Source organism: Dielma fastidiosa (assembly GCF_003475485.1).
Taxonomy (GTDB): domain Bacteria; phylum Bacillota_I; class Bacilli_A; order Erysipelotrichales; family Erysipelotrichaceae; genus Dielma; species Dielma fastidiosa.
Genome location: NZ_QRQL01000001.1, coordinates 85,736 through 112,732, shown reverse-complemented (window position 1 = coordinate 112,732; position 26,997 = coordinate 85,736). Strand labels below are relative to the sequence as shown.

Annotated in this window: 30 protein-coding genes; 14 read left to right on the top strand and 16 right to left on the bottom strand. The window is 37.5% G+C overall.

The window, feature by feature from the left end; translation table 11 throughout:
• Window positions 1-11: 11 nt before the first annotated feature.
• From DWZ33_RS00635 to DWZ33_RS00610, 6 genes are all read left to right on the top strand, one after another.
• On the top strand, window positions 12-899 hold the full coding sequence (locus tag DWZ33_RS00635) for a tyrosine-type recombinase/integrase (RefSeq protein WP_118453454.1): 888 nt from the start codon (window positions 12-14) through the stop codon (window positions 897-899).
• A 12-nt stretch (window positions 900-911) separates the two neighbouring features.
• Window positions 912-2,096, top strand: a complete 1,185-nt coding sequence (gene deoB / locus DWZ33_RS00630) for a phosphopentomutase (protein WP_022939602.1) — start codon at window positions 912-914, stop codon at window positions 2,094-2,096.
• A 58-nt stretch (window positions 2,097-2,154) separates the two neighbouring features.
• Window positions 2,155-2,991, top strand: coding sequence for an Mrp/NBP35 family ATP-binding protein (locus tag DWZ33_RS00625; RefSeq protein WP_118453453.1), 837 nt, complete (start codon window positions 2,155-2,157; stop codon window positions 2,989-2,991).
• A gap of 55 nt (window positions 2,992-3,046) precedes the next feature.
• Window positions 3,047-3,325, top strand: a complete 279-nt coding sequence (locus tag DWZ33_RS00620; RefSeq protein WP_022939604.1) for a hypothetical protein — start codon at window positions 3,047-3,049, stop codon at window positions 3,323-3,325.
• 165 nt (window positions 3,326-3,490) lie between these two features.
• Entirely contained in the window at window positions 3,491-4,072 is a 582-nt protein-coding gene (locus DWZ33_RS00615; RefSeq protein ID WP_118453452.1) for a hypothetical protein, read from the top strand.
• 63 nt (window positions 4,073-4,135) lie between these two features.
• Window positions 4,136-4,714, top strand: a complete 579-nt coding sequence (locus tag DWZ33_RS00610) for a xanthine phosphoribosyltransferase (protein ID WP_118453451.1) — start codon at window positions 4,136-4,138, stop codon at window positions 4,712-4,714.
• A 483-nt stretch (window positions 4,715-5,197) separates the two neighbouring features.
• On the opposite strand, the gene DWZ33_RS00605 is transcribed toward DWZ33_RS00610, so the two are convergent.
• Entirely contained in the window at window positions 5,198-7,114 is a 1,917-nt protein-coding gene (locus DWZ33_RS00605; RefSeq protein ID WP_182425449.1) for a BglG family transcription antiterminator, read from the bottom strand.
• Between the two features lie 190 nt (window positions 7,115-7,304).
• On the opposite strand from DWZ33_RS00605, the gene DWZ33_RS00600 reads away from it, so the two are divergent.
• The 7 genes from DWZ33_RS00600 (at window position 7,305) to DWZ33_RS00570 (ending at window position 14,039) form a co-directional block, all read left to right on the top strand.
• Window positions 7,305-8,747, top strand: a complete 1,443-nt coding sequence (locus DWZ33_RS00600; protein WP_118453449.1) for a glycoside hydrolase family 1 protein — start codon at window positions 7,305-7,307, stop codon at window positions 8,745-8,747.
• Window positions 8,748-8,757: 10 nt separating this feature from the next.
• Entirely contained in the window at window positions 8,758-10,203 is a 1,446-nt protein-coding gene (locus DWZ33_RS00595; RefSeq protein ID WP_118453448.1) for a glycoside hydrolase family 1 protein, read from the top strand.
• Window positions 10,204-10,229: 26 nt separating this feature from the next.
• Window positions 10,230-11,021 carry a histidine phosphatase family protein gene (locus tag DWZ33_RS00590; protein ID WP_118453447.1) on the top strand — a complete coding sequence of 264 codons (792 nt, stop codon included), beginning with the start codon at window positions 10,230-10,232 and terminating at the stop codon, window positions 11,019-11,021.
• Window positions 11,022-11,188: 167 nt separating this feature from the next.
• On the top strand, window positions 11,189-11,518 hold the full coding sequence (locus tag DWZ33_RS00585) for a PTS sugar transporter subunit IIB (protein WP_118453446.1): 330 nt from the start codon (window positions 11,189-11,191) through the stop codon (window positions 11,516-11,518).
• Window positions 11,511-12,776, top strand: a complete 1,266-nt coding sequence (locus DWZ33_RS00580; protein ID WP_118453445.1) for a PTS sugar transporter subunit IIC — start codon at window positions 11,511-11,513, stop codon at window positions 12,774-12,776. Before DWZ33_RS00585 ends, DWZ33_RS00580 begins: the two co-directional genes overlap by 8 nt.
• A gap of 2 nt (window positions 12,777-12,778) precedes the next feature.
• Window positions 12,779-13,105 carry a PTS lactose/cellobiose transporter subunit IIA gene (locus DWZ33_RS00575; RefSeq protein ID WP_118453444.1) on the top strand — a complete coding sequence of 109 codons (327 nt, stop codon included), beginning with the start codon at window positions 12,779-12,781 and terminating at the stop codon, window positions 13,103-13,105.
• A 49-nt stretch (window positions 13,106-13,154) separates the two neighbouring features.
• A complete protein-coding gene (locus DWZ33_RS00570; protein ID WP_118453443.1) occupies window positions 13,155-14,039 on the top strand; it encodes an HAD family hydrolase in 885 nt (294 codons plus the stop codon).
• Between the two features lie 186 nt (window positions 14,040-14,225).
• Here DWZ33_RS00570 and DWZ33_RS00565 read toward each other — a convergent pair whose 3' ends face one another.
• Genes DWZ33_RS00565 through DWZ33_RS00550 form a run of 4 tightly spaced genes read right to left on the bottom strand, consistent with a single transcriptional unit; the run spans window position 14,226 to window position 16,782 of the window.
• Entirely contained in the window at window positions 14,226-14,480 is a 255-nt protein-coding gene (locus DWZ33_RS00565) for a hypothetical protein (protein ID WP_118453442.1), read from the bottom strand.
• 12 nt (window positions 14,481-14,492) lie between these two features.
• The gene (locus DWZ33_RS00560; RefSeq protein WP_118453441.1) at window positions 14,493-15,314 is read right to left on the bottom strand and encodes a transporter substrate-binding domain-containing protein; all 822 of its coding nucleotides are present in this window, start codon (window positions 15,312-15,314) and stop codon (window positions 14,493-14,495) included.
• 1 nt (window position 15,315) lies between these two features.
• Window positions 15,316-16,101, bottom strand: a complete 786-nt coding sequence (locus tag DWZ33_RS00555; RefSeq protein ID WP_118453440.1) for an amino acid ABC transporter ATP-binding protein — start codon at window positions 16,099-16,101, stop codon at window positions 15,316-15,318.
• A 3-nt stretch (window positions 16,102-16,104) separates the two neighbouring features.
• Window positions 16,105-16,782, bottom strand: coding sequence for an amino acid ABC transporter permease (locus tag DWZ33_RS00550; RefSeq protein ID WP_118453439.1), 678 nt, complete (start codon window positions 16,780-16,782; stop codon window positions 16,105-16,107).
• Between the two features lie 158 nt (window positions 16,783-16,940).
• On the opposite strand from DWZ33_RS00550, the gene DWZ33_RS00545 reads away from it, so the two are divergent.
• Entirely contained in the window at window positions 16,941-17,834 is an 894-nt protein-coding gene (locus DWZ33_RS00545; RefSeq protein WP_022939612.1) for a LysR family transcriptional regulator, read from the top strand.
• A 12-nt stretch (window positions 17,835-17,846) separates the two neighbouring features.
• On the opposite strand, the gene DWZ33_RS00540 is transcribed toward DWZ33_RS00545, so the two are convergent.
• The 11 genes from DWZ33_RS00540 to spoIVA form a co-directional block, all read right to left on the bottom strand.
• Entirely contained in the window at window positions 17,847-18,629 is a 783-nt protein-coding gene (locus DWZ33_RS00540; protein ID WP_022939613.1) for a DeoR/GlpR family DNA-binding transcription regulator, read from the bottom strand.
• An 86-nt stretch (window positions 18,630-18,715) separates the two neighbouring features.
• Entirely contained in the window at window positions 18,716-19,348 is a 633-nt protein-coding gene (locus tag DWZ33_RS00535; protein WP_118453438.1) for an HAD family hydrolase, read from the bottom strand.
• Window positions 19,341-20,162 (bottom strand): BtpA family protein, encoded by an 822-nt coding sequence (locus tag DWZ33_RS00530; RefSeq protein WP_022939615.1) that lies wholly within the window; start codon window positions 20,160-20,162, stop codon window positions 19,341-19,343. The genes DWZ33_RS00535 and DWZ33_RS00530 overlap by 8 nt, the downstream gene beginning before the upstream one ends.
• Window positions 20,163-20,182: 20 nt before the next feature.
• A complete protein-coding gene (locus DWZ33_RS00525) occupies window positions 20,183-21,019 on the bottom strand; it encodes a PTS system mannose/fructose/sorbose family transporter subunit IID (protein WP_022939616.1) in 837 nt (278 codons plus the stop codon).
• 2 nt (window positions 21,020-21,021) lie between these two features.
• Complete coding sequence (locus DWZ33_RS00520) at window positions 21,022-21,765, bottom strand: PTS mannose/fructose/sorbose/N-acetylgalactosamine transporter subunit IIC (RefSeq protein WP_022939617.1); 744 nt, start codon at window positions 21,763-21,765, stop codon at window positions 21,022-21,024.
• 15 nt (window positions 21,766-21,780) lie between these two features.
• Window positions 21,781-22,254, bottom strand: coding sequence for a PTS sugar transporter subunit IIB (locus tag DWZ33_RS00515; protein WP_022939618.1), 474 nt, complete (start codon window positions 22,252-22,254; stop codon window positions 21,781-21,783).
• A 7-nt stretch (window positions 22,255-22,261) separates the two neighbouring features.
• Window positions 22,262-22,672 carry a PTS sugar transporter subunit IIA gene (locus DWZ33_RS00510; protein ID WP_022939619.1) on the bottom strand — a complete coding sequence of 137 codons (411 nt, stop codon included), beginning with the start codon at window positions 22,670-22,672 and terminating at the stop codon, window positions 22,262-22,264.
• Window positions 22,673-22,837: 165 nt separating this feature from the next.
• Entirely contained in the window at window positions 22,838-24,322 is a 1,485-nt protein-coding gene (locus DWZ33_RS00505) for a DUF5011/hyalin repeat domain-containing protein (protein ID WP_182425447.1), read from the bottom strand.
• Between the two features lie 76 nt (window positions 24,323-24,398).
• Window positions 24,399-25,091 (bottom strand): zinc metallopeptidase, encoded by a 693-nt coding sequence (locus DWZ33_RS00500; protein WP_244925823.1) that lies wholly within the window; start codon window positions 25,089-25,091, stop codon window positions 24,399-24,401.
• A 40-nt stretch (window positions 25,092-25,131) separates the two neighbouring features.
• Window positions 25,132-25,416: an HU family DNA-binding protein gene (locus DWZ33_RS00495; RefSeq protein ID WP_022939622.1), complete on the bottom strand. Its 285-nt coding sequence runs from the start codon at window positions 25,414-25,416 to the stop codon at window positions 25,132-25,134.
• Between the two features lie 93 nt (window positions 25,417-25,509).
• Window positions 25,510-26,988 (bottom strand): stage IV sporulation protein A, encoded by a 1,479-nt coding sequence (gene spoIVA / locus DWZ33_RS00490; RefSeq protein WP_022939623.1) that lies wholly within the window; start codon window positions 26,986-26,988, stop codon window positions 25,510-25,512.
• Window positions 26,989-26,997 lie beyond the last annotated feature (9 nt).

The window sequence follows — 26,997 nt, the reverse complement described above, 5'->3', positions numbered from 1 at the left end:
AGGTGATATGCATGAAAATCTCAGAAGCAATGGCCGATTACTTTCATTACATAACCGCTGTCGATCAGAAAAGTATGAAGACGGTGGAGAGCTACAAGAATGAATGTGCCCATTATCTTAAAGCCTTGAATGAGCAGGGTATTGAAGATATGGAAGCCATCACTTATCAAGCCATTCAGCAGTTTATTGATGCCTCCGCAAAGACTTTGTCGGATAATTCATTGAATCATCGCATCACATGTCTCAGGCTGTTTCATGAATACGCATCCACCATGCTTAACTGCAGCAATCCGGCAGTATATCTCAAAAGTAAGCGCCATGGTCAGCATCTGCCTAATTATTTAAATAAGGAAGATGTGACGCTGCTGCTGACAAGGCAGAATGAGAGTGAGCGTGAGCTGTTGGATGTAACGATTCTGGAATTGATTTATGGCTGCGGTTTGCGGGTGAGTGAATGCTGTGACTTAAAAATCAATCAGGTAAATCTGGAACAGGCATTGCTGCGCTGCCGCGGTAAGCGTGATAAGGAGCGTTATGTGCCGATGAATGAAAATGAGATTAAACTCATTAAGGAGTATTATGGCAGTGTCCGTAGAAAGTGGGACAGCCATCGCTCGATGTATCTTTTGATTAATTCAAGAGGGAATCAAATCAGCCGTCAATATATTTTCACAATGCTGAAAAAGCGCTGTGCGTCATTGGGGCTTGATGAGCGGATCTCACCGCATTCACTGCGGCATTCATTTGCATCCCATCTGCTTGACGGCGGTGCTGATCTGCGTGTTGTACAGGAACTGCTGGGCCATTCCGACATTGCTACTACTCAGATTTATACGCATATCCAGGATGAAAGGCTGAAACAGGCCTATCGGCAGTTCCATCCGAGGAATAAGAAGTAAAAGGAGAACTTTATGAAAAAATATAAACGCATTTTTACGATTGTTATCGATTCTATGGGCGTTGGCGCAGCCCCAGACGCTGCTGAATATGATGATGCCAATACCGACACTTTAGGGCATCTTTCTAAAGCGGTAGACGCTTTTCATATTCCTAATATGCAAAAGCTTGGCTTTGCGAATCTGCACTCAATCGCTCATGTAGATCCTATTGACCACCCAGTAGGCTATTATACCAAAATGGCGGAGGCCAGCTGCGGTAAGGATACGATGACGGGGCATTGGGAATTAATGGGATTAAAAATTACAACACCATTTAAAACATTCACTGAAACGGGCTTTCCGCAAAGCCTGCTTGATGAATTAAGTGAGCGCTGCGGGCATAAGATTGTCGGCAACAAATCAGCCAGCGGCACCGAAATTCTTGATGAGCTGGGTGAACACCAGATGAAAACCGGCGATATGATCGTGTATACGTCTGCCGATTCAGTGCTGCAGATCTGCGGGCATGAAGAAACTTTCGGGCTTGATGAATTATATCGCTGCTGCGCGATTGCCCGTGAATTGACACTGCGTGATGAATACAAGGTTGGCCGAGTAATAGCCCGTCCATATATCGGTGATTCTAAGGGGCACTTTACCCGTACCAGCAACCGTCATGACTATGCGCTGAAGCCATTTGGCAGAACCGTACTGAATGAGTTAAAGGATCATCAATATGATGTAATCAGCGTAGGTAAGATTAATGACATCTTTGATACTGAAGGTATTACTGAAGCATATAAATCTAAGAGCAGCGTACATGGCATGGAACAGACGATTGAGCTTATGGATAAGGATTTTACTGGCTTATGCTTTGTGAATCTTGTTGATTTTGACGCGCTTTGGGGACATCGCCGCAATCCGGCAGGTTATGCTCAGGAAATTGAGAAATTTGACCAGGCTTTAGGTACTGTGCTTGATAAAATGAAGGAAGATGATTTATTACTCATCACAGCTGATCATGGCAATGATCCTACTTATAAGGGAACCGACCATACAAGAGAGATGGTACCGTTTGTCGCTTATTCACCTTCAATGAAGGGCTTTGGCTTATTACCTTATTCAGAAACTTTTGCTTCCTTGGGAGCGACAATTGCTGATAATTTTGAGGTAGCACTGCCTTCACTGGGACATTCTTATCTTAATGATCTGGTGTAGATAAGTTGACAAAATAGGTGCTTCCATTTACAATACATGAGAAAGTGAGTTGATTAATATGGCAAATTGCAGTACATGTCCAAGTAAGGGCAGTTGCGGTAAGGATGAAAGTTCATGCGGCATTGTAAATAATCCGCATAATCATATAAAAAAGGTAGTCGCTGTCATGAGCGGCAAGGGTGGTGTCGGCAAGTCATCGATGACTGTGCTGATGGCTAAGGCTTATGCCTCAGTGGGCTTCACAGTTGGTATTATGGACGCGGATATTACTGGTCCTAGTATCCCTCGGCTGATGGCATTGGAGAAGGAAAAGGCATTTGGCAATGCTGAGCAGGAAATTCTGCCGGTAATTGATAAAGACGGCATCAAAACAATGTCGATCAATTATCTGATTGACAGCGAGGATACACCGGTAATCTGGCGCGGGCCGATCGTCGGCAACGCAGTGAAGCAATTTTGGACAGATGTTGTCTGGGGTGAGCTTGATGTGCTGTTCATTGATATGCCGCCGGGAACTGGTGATGTAGCACTGACAATCATGCAAAGTCTGCCGGTAAACGGTGTTATTATGGTTTCTACACCGCAGCCAATGGTATCGATGATTGTTACAAAAGCGATTAAAATGCTGAAGCAGATGGACATTCCTGTATTGGGTGTAATTGAAAATATGGCCTATATCAATTGTCCTGACTGTGGTAAGAAAATTAACATTTACAGTGAAAATGATACTGAGAAATTTATTGCGGATAATGATATTGAATTATTGGGTGAATTGCCGATGGTTCCTGCTATTTCCAATATCCGTCTGGATGAGGAATTATCAGCAGACGATCAAAAGCTGATTCAGGATTTGATTATGCCAATTGTTACAAAATTGGTACATGTTTTAAATTAATATTTGTGTTCAGCAAGACAGATTATTTTTACTTATAAATAAAGAGGTAGCAGCTATGAACCATAGTTATAGTATCTTATTCATAATTCTAGTATCTATTTATGAATATTATAAAACAAAAGAATCTATGTTTGTGTTTCTTTTACCAATCATTATTTGGTTTGCTATGCCTTCTTTTTATTATCGTCTGATTGTATTTTTAATCTTCTGCATAGCTAAAGCTATTCAGCTCATCGCTTCTAAAAATATATTAAAGAGTCAGTTCTTAGCAATGTATTTGATTGGAGCGGCCTTGCTATGTTTTGAATACGGTGACTTGATTTTTAGAATCTAATCAAAACGCTCTTTTTGTGATATGCCATAGTTGTTCATAAGGTATAGATCATGATTTGAGCGTTTTTTTGTATTAAATTGACAAATCAATTCAAGGTGAAATATAATCTTATTGAAAGCTGAATGTTTTATATAAGAGCTTACTGATTGAGCTAAGGAGCTGATTATGCTGAAAAAAATAGTATCATGGGGTTTAATCATGTGTTTAACCATTATTACACTCTTGCTTCCAGGCAGGACAGTAAACTTTGCTTGGCAGTCTGTTTATGCCGCTGAACAGTCAGAAGATGACCCGGCGATGATAAGCAGCGGTATTCTTGGTTACAGCTATCGTGTTTATAATTCAGGTGATATCGTTGCCTTCACAACAGCTGAAACTGATTATGAATATAAATCTATTCTTGTGGATCTTACAGCCGATATGACATCCGTTTACGCCAATGATTTTATTCAGGCAGTAAATAGTGCCGAAGCTGTATATGAAGATATGCAGAATGCAGTCATAAAATCACAGACGGCCGGCATCATTGGCTTATGGCTTGCATCCGGGCCATTGGCGCCTGCTGCTTTCATACCAATGATCATAGCATTAGAATTAAAGAATGAGGCAGATGAATTAGCACCTGTGATGGATGAATACTTAAATGATATAAGACGAGCTTATCGCTTTCTTTACAGACATCGGATTATGGATAATAATGGCTGTGTTATCATTGATAACCAGCAAATCTGTTCAACCAAAGGTTAATGTGATGATCATGAAATCGGGCAGGGGAGTTATGTAAGAGTCAAATCAAGCTTGGAGGTAATTATGAAGCAATTAGAAGAAGCTATTTTAAAATATGGCAGTGCTATCAATGAGCAGGTATTAAAGGTTGATACATTTTTGAATCATCAAATAGATCCAAATTTAATGTACTTAATGGCAGCGGATATACTTGAGCATTTTAAAGATAAAAAGATTGATAAAATTATCACAATAGAAGCAAGCGGTATCGCCCCGGCACTCATGGTCGCTTACCAGCTGAATGTTCCACTCGTATTCTTTAAAAAAGCAACTTCAAGCATATTAAACGACGAGCTATATCAGTGTCAGGTGCATTCTTTTACTAAAAATAAGGATTATACACTGACCGCCAGTAAGAACTATATTCATGAAGGTGAAAAATTATTATTTGTCGATGATTTTCTCGCTAATGGTGAAGCAGCCCTTGGTGCAATTAATATTGTGAAGCAGGCTAACGCAGAAATTAGCGGTATCGCTATTATTATTGAGAAATCATTTCAGCCAGGACGTGAGCGGCTGGCCGCTGAAGGCTATGATGTTTATAGTTTAGCACGCATTAAACAGATGGCTGCCAATCATATTGAATTTATAAAATACGAATAAACTTTCTAAGAATAAGCCAATGATTAAGATATCGGGCTTATTCTTTCTTTATTCTCTTATATTATAAGTGTATTAATATAACATAATTTATATTATGCGAAGTAATACCTGACTTCAAACCTCTAAACATTAAACTCAATATGTATGTTCCTCGTGAATTTATTATGATAAACTCATTTGTGCCTCTTGATTAATTATATGCATTCAAATATAGAACTATGGATTATTTAAGGTAATCTTATACTTATATCAATTTATTTTATCTAATAAAATTTTTTACTTTCTAATTATATATATCAATTAACACTACTCATATTATCTTTCTTAGATAGCGCATATAAACTAATAATGTAAACTATTTCCCTATTTAATTTCAGTTGTTCCCCTCCCCCTTAATTGATTTCTCATCAGCTATGCTATAAACAAAAGTAAAGGCAAACAGATTTTTCTATTTGCCAGTTCCTCAAGGTTAAATTGTAATATTTAATCAAAAATTTCAACAGTTAATTTTTCTATAAATTCATCATATGAATTAATTGATAGACATTTTAGTATATTGGAGTTTTCAGAAAAGAAAGGAATAATATTATCAACTATTATCTTGAAGAAATCTTCATCTCCAGATTTTACACCTATTAACAAAATAATATTTACTTTATGATCATCCCAATAAACAGGTTCATCATTTATTGCAATCGCAAGAAATGAACTTTTACAATTACTGTACAAAGAATGTGGAATAGCAATTGAACTATCATATGCAGTTGAAGATAGGCGTTCCCTATCAAAAACTTCTTTTTTAAATTCACTATGACATAATCCTAATTTCTCAGCATCATCAGTAATCATATTAATAATATCTTCATATCCTTCAACATTGCGCATCTGAATATTACGATAGAATAATTTTTCAGATAAAAATGTTTTTAATGAATCTTTAAATATTTGTTTCTGCTTTTGATTCTTTAAAGTTTCGATGAAATGATGAATTTCATTGATATTTTTAGGTGATAAAATTTCATCAACATATACAATTGGAAAATCATCATTTTTTAAGAAAGGATAATTAGTTATGATAAAATCTACATTTTTCGGCATTTGTTCAATAAACTTAGCATTAAAAGATGCTACAATTTGAATTGAATCTTCAAATTTCTTTGTAATCTCATTTATTTGTTTAATGAAGTAGTCATGATAATTCATATGAACAAAGACACAATTCAACTTATCATTAGATATATAATTATCGTTTATATAAGCACCTATGTGAATTGCCAAAAAAGTAATTTCACTGTCTGGAACTTTGATATAATCTTCTTTAAACATTTCTTTAACAAAGTAAATTGACATTTCATAAATAAATGGATATTTCGTTTTGATTGTAGTTAACATACTATTACTTTGAGTATTGGTACTTTTTATTCGATCAATCATTAACAGTGTATGCAGAATTATTTTCACCTTAAAATCTTCTCCAAATTGTGACAAGTGATAGTAATTCTCTAATTTTACTAAGGCTAAAAGAGTTTGATCAATTATTTCTTGAGGAACAAATTTAGCGATATTGTCTAAAGTAATTTCTTTTGGATTTATTGAAGTACAATTGTTACAAATGATTAAAGTCAAATAGTGCATTTCATAATCATTTATTTTAATATTAAAGAAATTTTCAGTAATAATTTTTATCTCTTTAAACATATCTTGTTCAGAATATATCTTATATGTTGGTGCAATATCACTATCAAGAACATTATTATCACTAATTCTTTCTACTAAAATGCACAGATAACTAATAAGCGTTATATAGTTATAATCGTTAACATACACTTCATACTTGTTTAGTATCGTTGACAATTGCTCAATATAATCCTTTATATTAGGAATATTAGAAAAATAGAAATTATTACTGATTTCAAAAAAATTATTATTCTCTTTTTGAAGTAAGCTTGATAATAATTTTCGTTTATTGATTTCTGATCCTTCTAAAAATATAACATTTCTTTTTCTTCCCAAGACCAAATCAAATTTTGAAATATTTCTCTTTACTTGTTTAAGCAAAGTTTCTAAATGTGAATCAGAAATAAACATAGTGTCAGCTAAAAAGTATGTAGATATTCTTCCATCTTCTCTTAGAAGATTTTTTAATATGTAATTTACACGACTTTTTGAATCATCATTAAAGAATAGTGAATTTCTTTCATTTTCAATATTGATTTCATGATTTAACATATAACCTTTATTTGAAGATAAAATTAAGTTTTCTTTATAGTCATTAATTCTTTTAACATAATTAGATACAGTCTTTGCTGATACACCAAAAATATCAGCAATACTTGCTGCGTCGTGCCAATCTTGACTATTTTCTAAAAGAAGCAATAGAGCTTTATTTGATATTTTCATATGAAGATTATACCATACCCCCTTCCCTTTAAAATGATAATTATTTTCCATGCAATAGGAAAAAATCGGAAATTATTAATTTCTCATTTTGTTTCTTTTTTTCATTACAATAATCATCCTAGCATGGCATCAAAATAAAATTTAATTCTTATTCCAAGGAATAATATAATGTGTTTACGGAGGTGACGTTATGAGTCGTGTAAATAATAAATTCCCTGAAAATTTTCTATGGGGAGGCGGTTTTGCTGCTAATCAAATGGAAGGTGCTTATTTAGAAGGTGGAAAAGGATTGTGTATTTCAGATTTAACAAGATTTAGAAATGACTTGCCTTTATCAAAAAAAGGTAATAAAGAAATGGACTCTGAAGTTGTAGAGTTTGCTATTCAAGATAATGAAGGTAATTATCCAAAACGCAGAGGAATAGACTTCTATCATACTTATAAAGAAGATTTAAAGCTATTAGGAAAATTTGGACTTGGATTAAATTCTTATCGTACATCGATTAATTGGGCGCGTATTTTTCCAAATGGAGATGATGCAGAACCAAATGAAGAAGGATTAAAGTTCTATGATGACTTGATTGATGAAATTATCGCAAATGGCATGGAGCCAATGATAACGATGAGTCATTATGAGATGCCGGTTAATCTGGTTTTGAAATATCGTGGATGGTATCAGGAAGAAACGATTGATTGTTTTGAAAGATTCGGAAAGGTTATCTTAGATCGTTATCATGAAAAAGTAAAGCTTTGGATTAATGTAAATCAAATCAACTTAATTAGTCATGAATCCATTCTTCATCTAGGTATCCCCTGCGATAAAGTAGATAATATGGCAGAGGCAAAATATCAAGGGGTTCTTAATGAAATGATTGGTTGTGCTCGAATAAGTAAATATGCACATGAAAATTATCCAGATGTGAAAATCGGTTGTATGTTATGTGATGGTTATGATTATGCAGCAACCTGTAAACCTGAAGATGTATTGGCGGCTTTACGACATAATCAAATGGAAGTATTCTATAGTGACGTATTATTAAGAGGTAAAATCCCAGGTTACGCTTGGCATTTCTTTGAAGAAAATGGTTATAACATTCAAATTAATAAAGAAAACGAAGAAATGCTGAAAAATACAAGTGATTATTTCACTTTCTCTTATTATTATACAGGTGTTGTAGACAAAGAACACTTTGAGAACGGAAATAAAACTTTTATGAACAATGAATTAGAAGCGACATCATGGGGATGGAGTATAGATCCTAAGGGTCTTCGTACCCTGCTAAATGTTTTTTATGATCGTTATCAATGTCCAATTTATATTACTGAAAATGGTATCGGATTATTTGATCAATTAGAAAATGGAGAAATACATGATGAGTATCGTTTGGATTTCTATCGTAAACATTTCGAAGCCATGAAAGAAGCAATCAAAGACGGCGTTGATTTACGTGGTTATTATGCCTGGGGTCCTCTTGATATCGTGAGCTGTTCAAGCAGTGAAATGAGCAAACGATATGGCTTTATCTATGTCGATATTGATGATTATGGTAATGGAAGTGGCAAGAGAATTAAAAAAGATAGTTTCAATTGGTTTAATCAAGTTATTAAATCCAATGGTGAAAACCTAGAATAAGAGGTACAAAATGAATTATAAAAAATTTCCAGATAATTTTATTTGGGGTGGAAGCATAGCAGCTCACCAATGTGAAGGAGCTTGGCAGGAAGATGGAAAAGGTCCCAGTGCCATTGATTATCTGACAGGCGGAACTTTTTCAAAGGCTCGACGAGTAACAAAAGAGATTGTTGAAGGCGAATATTATCCAAATCATGAAGGCATTGATTTTTACCATACTTATCCAGAAGACATCAAACTATTTAAAGAAATGGGATTCAAAGCATTGCGTATTTCAATTGACTGGTCAAGAATTTATCCAAATGGTGATGATGAAAAACCAAATCAAAAAGGATTAGACCATTATACCCAAGTTATCGATCAATTACTTGCTTGCGGAATTGAGCCGATTATTACTTTATTTCATTTTGAAATGCCTTTACATATTGTAAGAGAATATAACGGCTGGCTGAACCGCAAAACCATCGATTTGTTTGTTCGCCATTGTACGACCTTATTTAATGAATATAAAGGAAAAGTAAAATATTGGGTTACCTTTAATGAGATTAATCACCTTGACCCCTCTTGTGATTTTGATAGTATTTTTACTTATATGTTAGCTGGCGTTGAATATGATGTGATTAAAAATCCTAAACAGGATCTGGCAACTATTGGCTACAACATGACTTTAGCAAGTGCGAAAGTGGTCGCAGCTGCTAAAGAAATCGATCCTAGCTTCCAAATCGGCGGTGTTTTCGGCTTAACCTGCTACTATCCGCAAACCTGTCATCCGGCAGATAATTTACAGGCATTCTTTGATACGAATCGTGACTTCTATCAAATGGATACATTTGTAAATGGCATCTTTCCGAGATATAAATTAGCAGAATATGAAAAAAATGGCATCCATTTAGAAATAAGTGAAAAGGATAGGCAGGTTTTATTAAATGGTAAAGTTGACTTTTTAGGATTAAACTACTATTCTTCTTCAGTTAGCCCTTCTGTGGTAGTCAAGGAAAACGAAAAAATTGACGGCGTATTAGCGGGCATTAGCAATCCATATTTAGAAGCCAGCGATTGGGGTTGGAAAATTGATCCTGTAGGTTTACGTTATTTATTAAATTATTTAGATCGCAGATATCATGGGATTCCGATGATTATTACTGAAAATGGTTTAGGTGCAGTTGATGAGTTAGATTCAAATGGCAAGGTTCATGATCCATATCGCATTGAATATCTGAGAAAACATTTTGTAGAGATGCGTAATGCCATCGATGATGGTGTTAATTTAATGGGCTATTTAATGTGGGGACCTATTGATTTAGTAAGTGCAACGACTGGTGAAATGAAAAAACGATATGGTTTTATCTATGTTAATAAACAAGATGATGGAACTGGTGATGGCAGAAGAATAAAAAAAGATTCATTTGAATGGTATAAGAGCGTTATTGCTTCAAATGGCGAAAATTTAGCTTAATAACTTAATAAAAGGAGGAAATGAAAATGAAAAAAATATCTGCGATTATGCTTTCGCTTACCCTCGCCGGCTCTATTCTAACAGGATGTGCAAAAACAAATGAGCCTGCTCCTACGCCTGAAGAAAACAAAGTGCTGCAAATTTACTTTGTCCGGCATGGGAAAACTTTTTTTAACTCCACAGATCAAGTTCAAGGGTTTGCTGATACCCCATTAACTGAAAAAGGCATCGAGCAAGCGATAACTTTAGGAAAAGGATTGGCAGATGTTCAATTTACTACAGCTTATACTGGTGAGCTTGGACGTCAAAGAAAGACTGCTCAATTAATTTTAGGTGAAAACAATAATGATATTCCTCAAATTGTCGAACATGTGGGTTTTAATGAATGGAATTATGGTGGTTATGAAGGCAAAATGAATGCTGAAATGTGGGACCCTATTTTTGCCGAAGCAGGTGCACAATTTGACCCATACTGGTCGGAATATGGAAAAGTTTTAGAGTATTATGGCGGCGATCGCGCCTTAGCTGATGCAATTGCGAAAAATGATCCCATTGGTGCCGCTGAGACTTATGATGAAATTTTAGAGCGTGCTCAAAAAGCAATGGATCAGCTTGTTGAAGAATCTCTAGCTGCAGGTGGTGGCAATGTTCTTGTTGTATCATCTGGAAGCCAGATTCCAACGATATTAGAATTAATTGCACCTGGTGTATATGATGGTTCTGATGAAATTTCAAATTGTTCTGTTTCCATTGTAACCTATCAAGATGGAACTTATACAATTGATATAATTGGCGATACAAGCTATCTAAGTGAATAATCAGTCTAATAATTTCTTAGTATTAGGAAAAAAATGATGGTTTGATATTTTACAATTCAAGTATTTTTACATTAAATAAAAATGTTAAAGTACATATCTAAATAAAAAATGTAAATAAAAAACAAGATGTTAAAATACAAGTAGAGATACAAAGGAGATGATTTTGAATGAAAAAATTTAGCGTATTGTTGGTTTGCGGCGGAGGCTTCAGCAGTGGTTTTATGGCTAAAGCGTTACGTGAAGGCGCTGCTAAAAAAGGCTTAGAAATGGATGTCGTTGCTAAGAGTGAATCATTGATTGATGATTATATTGAAGAAGTAGATGCAATCATGGTAGGCCCTCACCTTGCCTATTTAATGAAAGGAATTGAAGAAAACTGTGAGGAGTTCAATGTAACACCTGTGCTTATGAAACCTGATTATTATAAATCACTGAATGGTGCAGAATGTTTAGAACATTTGTTAGAGTGTTTAAAGGAGGATGGCAAATATGAATAAAATTTTATCATTATTTGAACAAAAATTAGTCCCTGCTATGGAAGTCCTAAATAGAAATATTTGGATTAATGTTTTGAAAGATTCATTGATGCAAACATTGCCTATGACCTTGTTAGGATCTATTCTTTGTTTATTAACAGTTCCTGCTGATTTATTAGGCTGGGAATGGTTCTATAACTTCTGGACACCTTGGGGATGGACAATGGGATTACTCAGTATATTCATTGCTGTATTAATTCCTATTAACTATTTAGAAAGAAAGAAACTAAGAAGACAGCGTGTAGCTGCTATCATGACCTCTATTTCATGTTTCTTTATCATTGTAAATCCCAGCGTTTTAGCTGAAGGAACTGTAGGTTTAGCACAGACAGCATTAGGTGCTGGCGGTATGTTAGCTGCGATGCTTAGTGGTGTAATTTCAGCTATTGTATTAGAAAAATTTGGGAAATTCTCATTCTTCAAACCTGATTCAGCAATGCCAGATTTCGTACGTGCGTGGTTTGACCAATTACTCCCTTGTGCAATTTGTGTTATAGGTATGTGGACTATTGTTGATATGCTAGGAATTGATATTTTCGTATTATTACAAAGAGCATTTTCACCTATTGTTAATGTAGCACAAACTTGGTATGGATTGACTTTCCTACTATTCTTTGAAGCATTTGTTTATTCAATGGGTATTTCCTGCTGGGTATTAACCCCTATTACAAACCCAATTTTGACGATGGCTATTGTTGCTAATATTGGCATGGCTAAATCAGGAATTACCGATCCAGCGATGTTGAATCTTTATACTTCTGCAACCATTTATTGTTCATACTATGCGTTTGGCGGTATTGGTAATACTTTAGCATTAAATATAATGTCATTGAGATCAAAATCAAAGAAAATAGCCGGTTTAAGCCGTGCAAGTATTGCCCCAAGTATTTTCAATATTAATGAACCAATTGTATTTGGTATGATTGCATGGAATCCATATTTAATGATTCCAATGTGGTTGAATGGTATCATTATTCCTCTGTTAATGTGGTTCTTTACAAAAATTATTCATTTTGCGCCAATCCCAGTTACTGACTTCTCAGGTTTCTGGTGTATGCCGTTCCCATTTGTGACTTGGCTTGGAACTCAATCAATAAAAGCAGTAACATTGATGTTAGGATTATTTGTAGTTTCTTGGTTAATATACTACCCTTTCTATAAGATTTATGAAAAACAAGAAATTAAAAATGAAGCAGGTTTATTGGAAGAAAGTAAATAATTATGGCAAATACGATTATTGAAACCTCTTTTGATATTATCTTCAATGCCGGTGAGGCAAGAAGTGAATGTGAACTTGCGTTAAATGCTTTAGAAGATTTTGATTTTGTTACTGCAGATGAACATATAAAAAAGGCAAATGATTCAATTGTAAAAGCGCATGCTATGCACACTGATATTCTGCAAAGTTATATCGGTGAGATGGAAGGTCAACCATTCTATATGATTTTCTCACATGCGCAGGATACGTTGATGACGATTAATAGTGAAATTTTGATTGCTAAGCATTTGATTAAAATTTCAAAAGCTGTTTACGAGAAAATTAAGTAATGAGTAAAGGTGTATCAATAAAGATGCACCTTCTTTTAAAAGGAGAGCTATGATTAAACTAATTGCCAGTGATGTTGATGGTACATTACTAGATGATGAAGGACAGTTAAGTATAAAAACAAGAGAAGTAATTCTTGAAGCAGAAAAACAAGGTATACAATTTATATTATGCAGTGGAAGATCTTATTTTGAAATAAGTATCTTACTTGAAGAATTTGGTTTTGATGTCAGCGCAATCTGTTTGAATGGTGCTGATTTACGTGATATATCTGGTGAAGATTTAAAAACTCATTTCATTGAGAATCGATATGTTGACCTAATACATAATATAGCACTTGAAAGAAATTATCTTTTGGAATTTCATTGTCAGAATCAAACCTATCTAACTTGTTCAAAAACACAACTCTATCAGGTTTTCAAAAATTATGAGAATAAAAACAATGAATTCGCTGAACAGCAGCTTATAGATAAATTTAATATGTTTTGGCGATATAGTGATGATACATATAATTGCTCAATAGATAAAATCAAAGAAAAGAAAGTAGTCAAGTTAGAGTTTATCTATTTGCCTGATGAAGATTACGATGATTTTTATGAATATTTAACTCATTACGATTTGAATGTAACAAGTGGTTTTAGTTTTAATAATATTGAACTTAATAATAAGAAAGCAACGAAAGGTGATATGCTGAGAGATTATTGTGAACTGAAAAAAATTGATAAGCAAGATGTTGTTGTCATTGGTGATAGTTATAATGACATAAGCATGTTCGAACTATTTGAAAATAGCGTTGCAGTAGAAAATGCAACGCCAGAATTGAAATTATTAGCAAAATATCGGACAGTTAGTAATAATGAACAGGGTGTAGCTGATGTCATTCAAAAAATTATTAAATACAATCATGATGAAGAAATTTCTTTACTTACTAGCTGAAACACTATAAATTAACTATTTGATTTCCATAAGTCAAATAGTTTTCTTTATATGCATTATCATAGTATTTTATATTTTTAGTTTCCACCTTCCCACTGTCTGCATAACAAGAATCTCAAAATAATTCTTTTTGACTAAGCTCGCCAGCTTTTCAGGTTTAGCATGCCTGCACACATTATTATTTTTTTAATCTGGAAACTGTCTTTGCAGCATATAAATCAGATAATCAAGACAATCGATTCGTTTTTGTTCTTGATGCAGACTGTGCAGCAGGCAGCATCGATGCTTATTCAGCAGACAGATACTCTCTGACAGCCTTCCCTCAGCCAATTGTTTCATGAAACATTCAATTGTTTGTTGATTGCAGCCGGCATCTTTTAAGTTCTGAATCATATCATTTTTATTTTGATAACAGGTATTAAACCTTTTTGATGGTTGCATAATAGTACCTGCTTATTCTACTGAGATATCTGTGCCGAAGTATTTCTCAGAAAGTCTTGTTAAATCACCATTTGCCTCTAATTCAGTCAATGCGTCATTTATCGCCTGCCGCAAACTCTCTGCCGCAGCTTCTTTGCGCATTGGAATCGCTGTCTGACTTGCTTCCTCTGTTAAGACAGCAATCTTAAGCGGCGCTTCCGGATGAGCTTTCATATAATCATAATAAGTTACTTCAGCATTTAAAGTTGCATCAATTCGGCCGCTGAGCAGTAATTCAAAGGTTTGGTTCAAATCGTCGACACCAGTTACTTCAGCACCATAAGCCTCGGCTAAATCAGCATATGTACTAGAGATAGTATTGGCCGTCTGTTTGCCTTCAAGATCACTCATTGCCTGTATTTCATTATTATTAATTAAAGTAATTACAGCTGTGCGGTTGTACGCATAAGGTTTACTGAAATCATATTTTTCAGCACGGTCATCCGTAATTTCAACACCGTTTACCATAATGTCATAGCGTCCCGCATCAAGACCAGCAAGTAAACCATCCCACTCACCTTCCACAAATTCTGCTTCTACGCCCAACTTATCGGCGATTAATTGTGCAACCTCAACATCATATCCGACTAACTGATCGTTTTCATCATGATATGTCCATGGTGCCCAAGTGCCTTCCATTGCGATTATGATTGAACCTCTCTCTTGTATCTGAGCTAATAAGTCACTGCTTTCTGGATTTGAGGATAAATCATTCCCCTTTGAACAGCTGGTCAAATTCAAGCTGCCCAGTATAAATAAAGCTAAAACAAGCATTTTTAATATTTTATTTTTCATTTTATACCTCCTCGTTTACTCGTCTTAATTCATAGGATTGCGAACCTTCATCACTGTTTAAATAAGTTCGCAAAAATGCTTTTATACATGCCTGCTCAGGATTATTAAAAAAATCCTTAGCTGTTTTAGTTTCAATGATTTCTCCATCCATCATAAATATAACCTTATTTGAAACATTTCTGGCAAAATTCATTTCATGAGTGACGACTAACATTGTCATTCCTTCTTCCGCCAGTTTACGCATCACTGACAATACTTCTCCAATCAGCGTGGGATCTAACGCCGAAGTAGGTTCATCAAAATATATGATTTCGGGGTCACTGGCCAGTGCGCGGGCAATGGCTACCCGCTGCTGCTGGCCGCCGGAAAGCTGATGCGGATATGCATCATATTTCGCAGACAAGCCTACCTTATCTAAAGCATACATCCCTTTTTCAAGTGCTTCTTTTTTAGAAAGCTTCCGAGCGATAATCAATCCCTCAGTTACATTTTGTAGTGCTGTCTTATTACGAAACAAATTATAATTTTGAAAAACAAAAGCTGTTTTTTTTCTTACACTGGCAATTTCTTTTTTAGTGATATATTTCAGATTAAATAAGTCACCATCAAAATTCATCGTCCCGCTTTGTGCGGTTTCAAGAAAATTGAGACAGCGCAGAAGCGTTGTTTTGCCGGAACCGCTGGGACCAAGAACAGCAACGACATCCCCCTGTTGGACAGATAAATCTAATCCTTTCAAGACTTCATGACTGCCGAATGATTTATGCAGATCTTTTATCTCTAACATTTGTCAGCCCTCCTGATTTCCATATGTACTTAGCTTTTTCTCACCCAGCCGCTGTAAAAAGGTCAGTACAGATGAAAATAATAAATAAATCAAACCAACCTCAATATACAGCAGTAAAGGTTCATATGTTCTTGCCACGATCCGCTGTGTGGCCATAAACATTTCTGATACCGTAATATTGGCCGCCAGCGACGTATCCTTAACCATCGCGATTAATGAATTGGATAATGGCGGAAACGCGGTTCTAAGTGCCTGTGGAAGAATGATGCGCCGCATAATCTGCATATAGGACATGCCGACACAAAGACCTGCTTCAAATTGACCCTTGGGGACTGATTCTAAGGCTGAGCGAATCGTTTCCGCACAATAAGCTCCTTCATTGAATGAAAACACTAGTACCGCGGCAGGAAAAGGATCAATCAAAATGCCGATATTAGGCAAGCCATAAAAAACAACAAATAACTGAACCAACAGCGGTGTGCCGCGGAAAACCCAAATATAAAACCGCGCTAACTGCTTCAATCCCTTAAGATCAGCAAATTGGACAAGAGCCGTGACAACTGCTAACATTAAAGCCAGCGTGAATGAAATAATCGTTAAAGGTAACGTCATTGTTAAACCAGGAAGCAAAATCTTCCAAAATGAATCAACAATAATCGCTAATAAATGTTCATCTGCCATTCAATCCCTCCTTTTTGATCCATAAAAGCTGTGGATCATCTATACCCTAATTTTAATGATTAATTTTATGAATAGCAAATACTTATATTGAATATATTGCTATGCTTGTAAGTTATAGAAAAAGGGTGTTATAATGATTCTATCAAGGAGGAAGATTTATGGAATTACGTGTATTGCAGTATTTTCTCGCTGTTACAAGAGAACAAAGTATATCCGCGGCTGCCGAGTCGCTGCATCTTTCGCAGCCTACCCTTTCAAGACAGCTGAAGGATATGGAAGAGGAATTAGGCAAGCAGCTGCTGATCCGCGGTAATCGCCGCATTACTTTAACTGAAGAAGGAATGATTTTGCGCAAGCGGGCTGAAGAAATATTAGAATTGGTGCAGAAAACCGAGAATGAAATTACCCTGCCCGATGAAACAATTGCCGGTGATATTTTTATTGGTGCCGGTGAAACTGAAGGTGTGCGCTTTTTAATTGAGGCAGCTCAAAGTCTGCGTGTTCAATATCCGGACATTCATCTGCATATTCACAGCGGTGACGGCTGTGATGTAATGGAAAAATTAGATAAAGGCTTGATTGACTTTGGTTTGGTTTTTGATAATGTCGATACTGCCAAATATGAATCACTGCGAATGCCAAGCTGTGATACATGGGGTGTCTTAATGCGCCGGGATTCACTTTTGGCAAATCTGTCAGCCGTAACCCCTGAAGATTTATGGGATCAGCCATTGATTGTATCCAGAAATTCCATTGAGAATGTCAGCCTGCCCGCGTGGTTTAAACAGGATAAAACGAAATTAAATATTGTCGCAACTTATAACCTGCTGTATAATGGTTCGCTGATGGTTGATGAAGGCTTGGGATATGCATTGGCTTTTGATAAAATCATCAATACAGCTAATACCAATCTTTGCTTTAAGCCGCTGCAGCCTTCCTTGCATGCGGAAATAAATATTATCTGGAAACGATACAGCATTTTTACTAAGGCTGCTGAAAGGTTTATGCTGAAGCTAAGAGAAATGACAGACACAGAAAAAGCCGCTGATTAATGCGGCTTTCTTCTATTCATTGACCAATTTTATTTCTGAACATTTTTCTTTAATTTCGGCAAGTGATTCATCACTTAAATGATTATCAGTAATAATCATATCGACATCTTCAACATTGCAGATACTCCAGCGCTTTACCAAGCCATATTTTGAACTATCGGCACATAGAACTACCTTTTTTGCACATTGAAGCATGGCTTTTTTTGTACTCACATCATCAAGGTAGGTATGCGTGATGCCTGTTTTATTATCAAAAGCGGCTACACCCATAAAATAGAGATCCACATTCAATGATTTCAAGATTTCTACGATCGTAGGGCCATAAAGGTCAAAGGATTCCTTATGCTTCATGCCGCCTAATACAAACAATGAAAGATTATCGTTTTCAGCTTCAGCAAGTGTATAAGCAACCTTTAAATCACAGGTTATAACGGTTAAATTTTCAATATCACGGCGTTTAACTAATTCTTTTGCCAGATACCAAATCGTACTGCCGGAATCCAGTATGATTGACTGATTGCTTTGAATCAGCGAAACCGCCTGAGTGGCGATGGCTTCTTTATAAGCCTTATTATAGAGCTCTTTTTTATTGATTGGCAGTTCAAAGGTCTGCATCGGTAAGTTGCTGACTACCCCGCCATGAACCTTGCGGATACTTTCTTCTTTTTCTAAATCAGTTAAATCACGGTTTAAGGTAGCTTTTGAAATATGAAAATGCTCCAGTAATTCCGCAATGGATACAGTCCCTTTATTATTGATATATTGCAGCAGGTCGATTTGTCTTTGATATTTCACTTATATTCCCCTCTCTGTAGAGATTCCCTTAAATAGAATTATATCATTTCACACATTAAACGACAATGCACTATCTGTTGGAAACATCACAGATTCATCAGTTCCTGAAAGCTGTGAACCTCAAGATCGGCCTTGGAGGTATCCTGAATGATTTTAGAACCCTTATAACCAATTACCCGCATGCCTGCTGCTTTGCCGGCATTGATGCCATTGACAGAATCTTCAATAACCAGGCATTCATTTGTCTCTACACCCAGCTGTTCTGCCGCTTTTTGAAAGATTTCCGGATGAGGCTTGGAATGGCTTACCATTTCACCGCTTACCACTAAATCAAAGGCTGCTTCAATATGCAATGCAGTCAGCACCTGATTGATCCATCCTTGTTCAGATGATGAAGCTAGTGCGATCTTGATGTTCTTACGCTTTAAAAATTCAAGAAAAGACAACAGGCCAGGCATCGGTTCAAGAACGCTTTTTGCGACTTCACAGTCAAAGGCTTCATCCTGCAGCGCCGACAATTCTTCTGCCTTATAGGGAAGCGGATAATGAGCAATCAAATAATTAGAAATAGCATCCATCTTCATGCCGACAACCACAGCTAATTCATCAATTTCCGCATAAACATTCAATCTCGCCAATAAGCTTTTCAGGCTATGCAGATAGATCCATTCGCTATCCAAAAGCACACCATCCATGTCAAATAGGACAGCCTTAATCATAAATCTTCCGCAGTTCCTTTACCTTATCCATAAAGGCTTTTACGCGCTCACCATCGATCTGATTTCTGAATTTACCTTCTTTTTTGAAGCTTGTTCCGACAAATGCGCCGTCAACAACAGCCAAGTAATCCTGGACGTTATCGATTTTAACACCAGTGGCTGCAAACAGCACCGCATCAGGATACGCTTCCCGGCATGTTTTTAATGTTGAGACATCTACTTTCTGGCCTGCTACCATACCAGCAACAGCAATACCGTCAGGCTGATTTAGAAAATACGTCGGCTTCATGATGGCGATGGGATCACGGCCGCCTACATCAGCAGCTGATTCAGGAATTAAATAATGAATCAATTTAAAATCATCAATCCCTAAATTATGCTTCAAACGAACGGCACCGCCGCCATTGCTGTCACAAAAACCACTGCTGGTTGCCCAAGTGCCATGATAAACACCGCGGGTAAATAAAGCACCGCTGGCTGCCGCAAGCGAAATGCTCGCCATATCATCACTGATGCAGTCATTGCCGTAAGGCAGCTTAATTTCCGCTCTTAAAGCTCCCATGACGTAGGCCATCGCCGCCACTGTTTCAAATTCTACCTTAGCCATATAAGGTGTACTGAATTCATTGGTAAATAATAAGCCGTCTACCCCGCCTTCCTGCAAGGCTAAAACATCAGCCCGTGCCATATCGATCACCTTCTGCATACCGCCTTCTTGATCATAATAAGGATCACCGGGCAGCGGCTGCATATGCACCAGTCCAATAATCGCTTTTTTTGTTTTAAATGTTTCTTCAATCCAGTTTTTATCCATTTTAACGCTCTCCTTTTAGCTTAGAACACACCAAGGAATGCACCGGCAATACCGATCACCACAAGAATCAGCATAATTTTAATAACTGATACATTCTTTCTGATCAATGCGTACAAGCCCAGAACAGTTCCTACACTTAATAATCCCGGCATAATTTCATCAAGCAGCGGCTGAATTTCAACAACTGTTTCGCCGAAAGTAAAGACTGCCGTTGTCGAGATTGCCACATAATTTGCGACCATGCAGCCGGCTACCGTCAAACCGAGGATGCCCATGCAGTCTGTCAGTTTGCGGATGATTGCCGCATCGTTGATTTTACTGAAAGCATTGCGGCCCATCTTATAGCCGGTGAAATACATCATATAGCCGACGCCTAGGATATAGGCAGTATAAACAAAGAAGAACATAATCGGTCCAAATACATTGCCGGCAAGTCCCATTTCAACAGCAATGGCCAACAAGATCGTTTTGACAAGCCCCTGTGTAATCGTATCGCCAACTCCGGCTAAAGGTCCCATTAAACCAATCTTTAAGCCGTTGATTACTTCATCTGAATAATCCATGCCGTTAGCCCGTTCTTCCTCAATTGAAGCAATCATGCCTGGAATTAAGGCACCCCATTGATTTTCAGTATTAAAGAATGCCATATGTCTTGTTAGACCGGCAGCTAAATCCTCTTTATCAGGATATAATCTTTTCAGAATCGGGACCATGGCATGGCAGAAGCCCAATGACATCAGACGCTCATAGCTCAAACACATTTCTGATGTCAATTCCCAAATCATAAAACTTTTCATTAAATCTGAACGGCGCAGTTCAATTTTCTTTTCGGTGTTATTTTCCATTGTTTGTTCCATGATTAAGCCTCCTGTTCATCTCGGTAACTGAACCAATAAAGAATTGCAAACGCACCGCCAAGCAGTGAAACAGGGATGATTCCCAATCCTAAATAGACAGATACTACATAACCGATAATAAAATATGGAATAAAGCGGAAGCTGAATAAAGCTTTCAGCAGCATCGCGATTCCCAGTGCCGGCAGCAGCATACCAACCGCTTCAAGACCGCTTAATAATACCTCCGGCAGCATGTTTAAGAATTCATTCAGATATTCAGCACCATAGTATACACATAAGAAGGCTGGTATAAAATAGAGAAAGAAATTCAAAATCTGCGGACAGATTACATTATAGAAAAAGATCCCCTGTGTATTTGCATTTTCAGCACACGTATCCGCTCGGTGAACAAAGAATGAACTGAGCGTCATCTTTGATGTTTCTACGACCATGCCAAATAAACCAAACGATACCGCAATCGTAACCCCCATTTCATAGCCTGAATGGGTTGCAATTGCTAAGGCGGTCGCAACACAGCCGGCCATTGGATAATCGACAGAGCTGATGCCGCCAACCATGATATTTCCCATATATACTAGCTGAGTCATTGATCCGATAATCAGTCCCGCCTGCATATCGCCCATGATTGCACCGATAATCGGGCCGAAGATAATAGGTGAACAAAGCTGAATGGACCAGCATGTAAATTCGATTCCCGATGCACATAGCCAAGTACAAAGTGCAACCAGGATTGCTTGTGTGAACATAATATTCCTCCCTTTTTATTTTAAATTTTTCAAATCAATTTGCTTATCATTTGGTGTCGCTTGAAAATAAACACGGATTCCCGCATCTTCCATTGCTTTTAATACAGCAACTTCATCATCACTGGCAGATACATTTTTATAAAGATTTTTACGTGTTTTACTAGCGCCCATACCGCCGACATTCAAAGCTCTCAGCATAGCACCGCTGTCAAATACTTTTTGAGCCGTCTGCGGTGTTTTCATCAGCAGCACTGTATTTTTATCATCCGCTTCATATTCCGCAATCAACTGTGTCAAATTGTCGGTTCCCTCAATTCTTAATTCAATACCGGAAGGTGCAACCATCTTCAGCACATTGATCAAAAAGCTGTCAGCAGCTACCTGATCATCGATAATTAAAATCTTTTTAGCCTGATAATTCTTGATCCAAGCGGTTACGACCTGGCCATGAATCAAGCGGTCATCGATGCGTATAAACTTAATACTCATTTTTCACTCACTCCTTTGCAAAGCTGTTTAATAATTCATTTTTAGTCATTAAACTCTTCATTCCCATGTTCTTAGCAAATTCTGCCAATTCATCCAGTGCATAATGCTCCTGATTCAGCATAACCTCCAGCATCATGCCAAGATTGACACCTACTACAACCTGCACATTCGGCTTTTGAAGTCTGCCGATAATGCTGTTGAAGGGTGTTCCTCCTAAAATATCAATCAGCACAAGAAATTCATGATCAGGATATTGCAGAAAAACCTCTTCAAGCGTTTCTTTATACGCTTCCGGTGCCATTCCTGCCTGCAAGCCAACCGCAAGCATGTCCTCATGCGGACCGATAATCATCTGCGTGGTCTCTAACAACGCCTGCGCTAAGCTGCCGTGTGTTGCGAGTATCACTTTTCTTTTCATCTTGGTACCCCTTTCTTTATACTCAAAGTATATCATTTTATTTCATTATGTCAACTTAATATCTCATATTATTTCACATAAAATCAAATAATATCTCATTATATCTCATATTCAAACGATTATTCTGCCAAAAATAACAAAACAGGAGCATATTGTCTCTCCTGTCTATTTGATAAATTTTGTCTCAGCGAGCAGCTTAGGATTTTTCAGCATATCGAACAGATATGTGTATTTGCGTGTCCAATTTTTGGGTATTGGCTCTTCATAAAAGGGTTTATCCTGATCAATGTAACGGATTTTCTCCCGAGGGTTGCGGATCACTTTAACGATAATTGTCTTTGTATCAATCAATCCTTCGCTGTCCATGACATAGTAAGTCACAGGGTATTCACCCAAAACCCATGTATCTACATAACCCGTATAGCTGATCACATCATTCAGCCAGCCATCTTCATAATCATAAGCAGAGACATCCTTCATGTAATCAAAGTCATCGTATTGATAAATCGTATGATCACTGGCATCAATCAGCGGCGGATAATTATCTGGTTCAATCACTGTAACAAGCATCTGTTTGATATCATACAGCCCCTTACTGTCTTCAACATAAAAGGTTATCAGATAATTGCCGGGCGCATCCATGACCTCACCATCAATAATCTGCAGCTGATCCGTAAGATCGCCATCCTCAATATCATAAGCAATTGCATAATCAAGCGGATGAATGACCTCACCGGTATAAATGATCGGATGAGCTAAAATTGTAATCTCGGGCGGATTATTGATTTCATAGGCGCTGATGAGTAATGGTTCACCGATATAGTCAACAAAATTACCGGCAATCCAGCTTTCATGATCCTCGCCTTCATGGGAGACATTACGGCCGTTCACACATTCAATCGCCTTGCTTGTATGAATCTTGTAATAAGTCACACCGCCTTTTTGAATCCGATCATAAACATGTGTAAAAACCGTGCCGGGTTCATAAAAGACAAAATACCCATAGGTTGGTGAACAGAAAGTATCAGCTGTTCGGTTTGCGTTTTCTTTTACCGGTTCACTGCGTTCAAATACCGACTGATAGGCAACCCGCAGCTGAGTATCGATCAGATCAGAAAATGCCTGATAAATCACCGTATCACGCTGTGTTTGAAGCGGTACAAGGGTCGGATAATAAATCAATGTTTCCCGGCTGATGCCGCTGCTTAGGCCATGAACGATCAGCGAGGCATAATATGCGGTATCTGTCTGCAGCAATTCAAAAGGAATGACAAATTGAAAGCCGACATTGCGGTAATCATAGTAGCAGACTTCCCCATCCTGATTAAATTCACCATCCCCGCATTTTCTGACATTCATCGTCCGCATAACCTCAGTCTGATCATTTGCCAGAATCGTTCCCGGCAGCACTAAAACTTCTCCCTGATCACTTGTCAGCTTCAATTCAAATTGATGATCGCTGCCATCACGGAAATGCTGAACACTGCTGAGCATCCCCCAGCCATGAATTACAAAGCCTTCCTCACTGATTTCAATTGATTGGATTTCATAAGGCAGCCTTTCTTTATCCGTCGCACTATAACTTTCTATTTTCAGTGAATGAACAGCCAGCAGTAAACAAATTGTCAGAAGCCATTTCAAAACTCTCACCCTACCACCTCCGTTATAGTTATATATAAGCATTAAAAACTTAATTGTTTAAAAAAAAAACGAACCGAAGTCCGTTTTAATCGTTATTTCTTCTTCCTGAAATCAACAGCATACGCAGAATCTGGAAGACAGTATTGATTAATGCCGCCACATAGGTCAATGCCGCTGCTTTAAGCATACTCTGAGCGTCTGCCTGTTCCGCTTCATCAACAATAGCTAAACTCTCAAGCTGCATTAAGGCGCGTTTTGACGCGTTAAATTCAATTGGCAAAGTAATGATTTGGAAAACAGCAACAATACATAATGCTGCGATTCCCAGCATCAGCAAAGGCCGAATACTGAATATCAAGCCCAGAAACAGCACACCCCAGCCCAACTGACTGGCTATGTTTGCCAATGGCAGAATACGGTTTCTCAATTCAATAGCGCCATAGCCTTCCTTATGCTGGATGGCATGACCCACTTCATGAGCCGCAACCGAAACTGATGCAATCGATGTTTTATAATAAATATCCGGTGACAGATTGACTGTATGATCCATTGGATTGTAATGATCAGAAAGTGAACCGCCGTTACTTAACTGAACAGTTACATCCTGAAGACCATTCGCATCCAAGATCATCCGGGCTGTCTGCGCGCCGGTATATCCCTTTTCAGTATCAATTTTACGATAACGGTGATAGGCGCTCTGCATTCTAGCATTGGCGATCATAATCACTGCGAAAGCAGCAATATACAGCAAATACTGCAGATAATAGATATCGTTCACGCTAGTCCCTCCTTAGAAAGAAAAATAGAAGCCGAAGCTTCTATTTAACAGCATCCTTTAATGCTTTAGCTGCCTTAAATGCAGGAGCTTTTGTAGCAGGAATAGGAAGTGGTTCTTTTGTAGCAGGGTTAATACCTGTACGTGCCGCACGTTCCTTAACTTCAAATTTACCGAAACCGCTGATGTCAACTTTTGATCCGTCAACTAATGCAGCAGTAATAGATTCAAATACTGTATCAACTGCAACTGTTGCATCCTTTTTTGTAATTTCTAGTTTATTAGCCAAAACTTCGACTAAACCTTTTTTGTTTAAAACTTCACTCATGTTAATTACCTCCAAACATGAATATATAATATCATCAAACAGTTACTATTTCAACACTTTTATCGAATAAATAAATTTTCAATAAAGGCTTAATTATAGGACTATCGCAATGACATTTCCCTTTCCTTTATTAACCAGTTTAGTTAAAATATCCTGTAAGCGCACCCGTGCAGCTTCAGGGATCATGGAAAGCTTGGCATTAAGCCCGTCACGAATCAGATCAGAGAGTTTACGGCCAAAGATATCAGAATCCCAAATACTCTGATCATCCTTGCCTTGATCTCTTAACAGATAGTTAATTAATTCCTCACTCTGCTCTTTTGAGCCGATAATTGGTTCAAAGGAGCTTTCTACATCAACCTTAATCATGTGAATGCTCGGCGCGATTGCTTTCAGTCTGACACCGTAGCGATTGCCCTGCTTAATGATTTCCGGTGTCGATAATTCGATATCACTCAGACTCGCCGAGGCAAAGCCATATCCGGTTTGTTTCACCATCTTTAATGCGGAACTGATTGCATCATATTCTTTTTTGGCTTTAGAGAAATCCTGCATCAATGACATTAACTCAGCCTTATCCTTGATTTCAACACCCATGATTTCTCGAAGAATATCATTGTATAATCCTGGCTTAATCACAATATCGACAAACACGTTGCCGTTGCCGGGATCAATTGTTGAAAGATTGCTGCTGTCAATATATTCATTTTCATTGAGCACATCGGTAATTTTTTCAACCTCACGCAGCTTGTCGACGGATGACATGCTCGCCTCAATAGAAGCATTGATATTTTTCTTCAGCCAATGATCATCGCTGAGTACCGCCACCCACTGAGGCAGCTGAATGTTGATCTCCGATACCGGGAATTCATAAAGCGCTTCTCTTAAAATTGTATGAATATCAACTTCATTCATCGATTCAACAGAGATAGCCAGAATCGGTACATCATATTTTTCTTTCAATTTCTCAACAACACCGCTGGCTGCCGCACTGGTAGGATCGGTCGTATTAACAATCACAATGAATGGCTTGCCGATTGCGATCAGCTCATCAATGACCTCCTGCTCAGCCTCTACATAAGCTTCCCGCGGCAGATCGGTGATGCTGCCGTCACTCGTTACAACAATACCAATTGTCGAATGATCCTGAATTACCTTCTGAGTGCCTGTTTTAGCTGCCTCATTAAACGGTATGGCTTGATCATACCATGGTGTACGCACCATTCGCATGCCATTCTCATCCTTGTAGCCCTTAGCTTCAGGAATAACATAACCGACGCAGTCAACAAGTCTTACTTTAACGTTAAAGCCGTCCTCAAATTCAATGGTCGCTGCATTATTCGGTACAAATTTCGGTTCGGTGGTCATGATTGTCTTACCTTCACCGGATTGCGGAAGCTCATCTGTCATCCGCGCCTTTTCATACTCATCACTGATGTAAGGAATAACAGCCTTTTCCATAAACTTTTTAATAAATGTTGATTTGCCGACACGGACTGGTCCGACTATTCCCAGATATATGTCTCCGCCCGTACGTTGTGCGATATTTTTTAAAATCTCTGTGGTATTCATTAGGTTCCT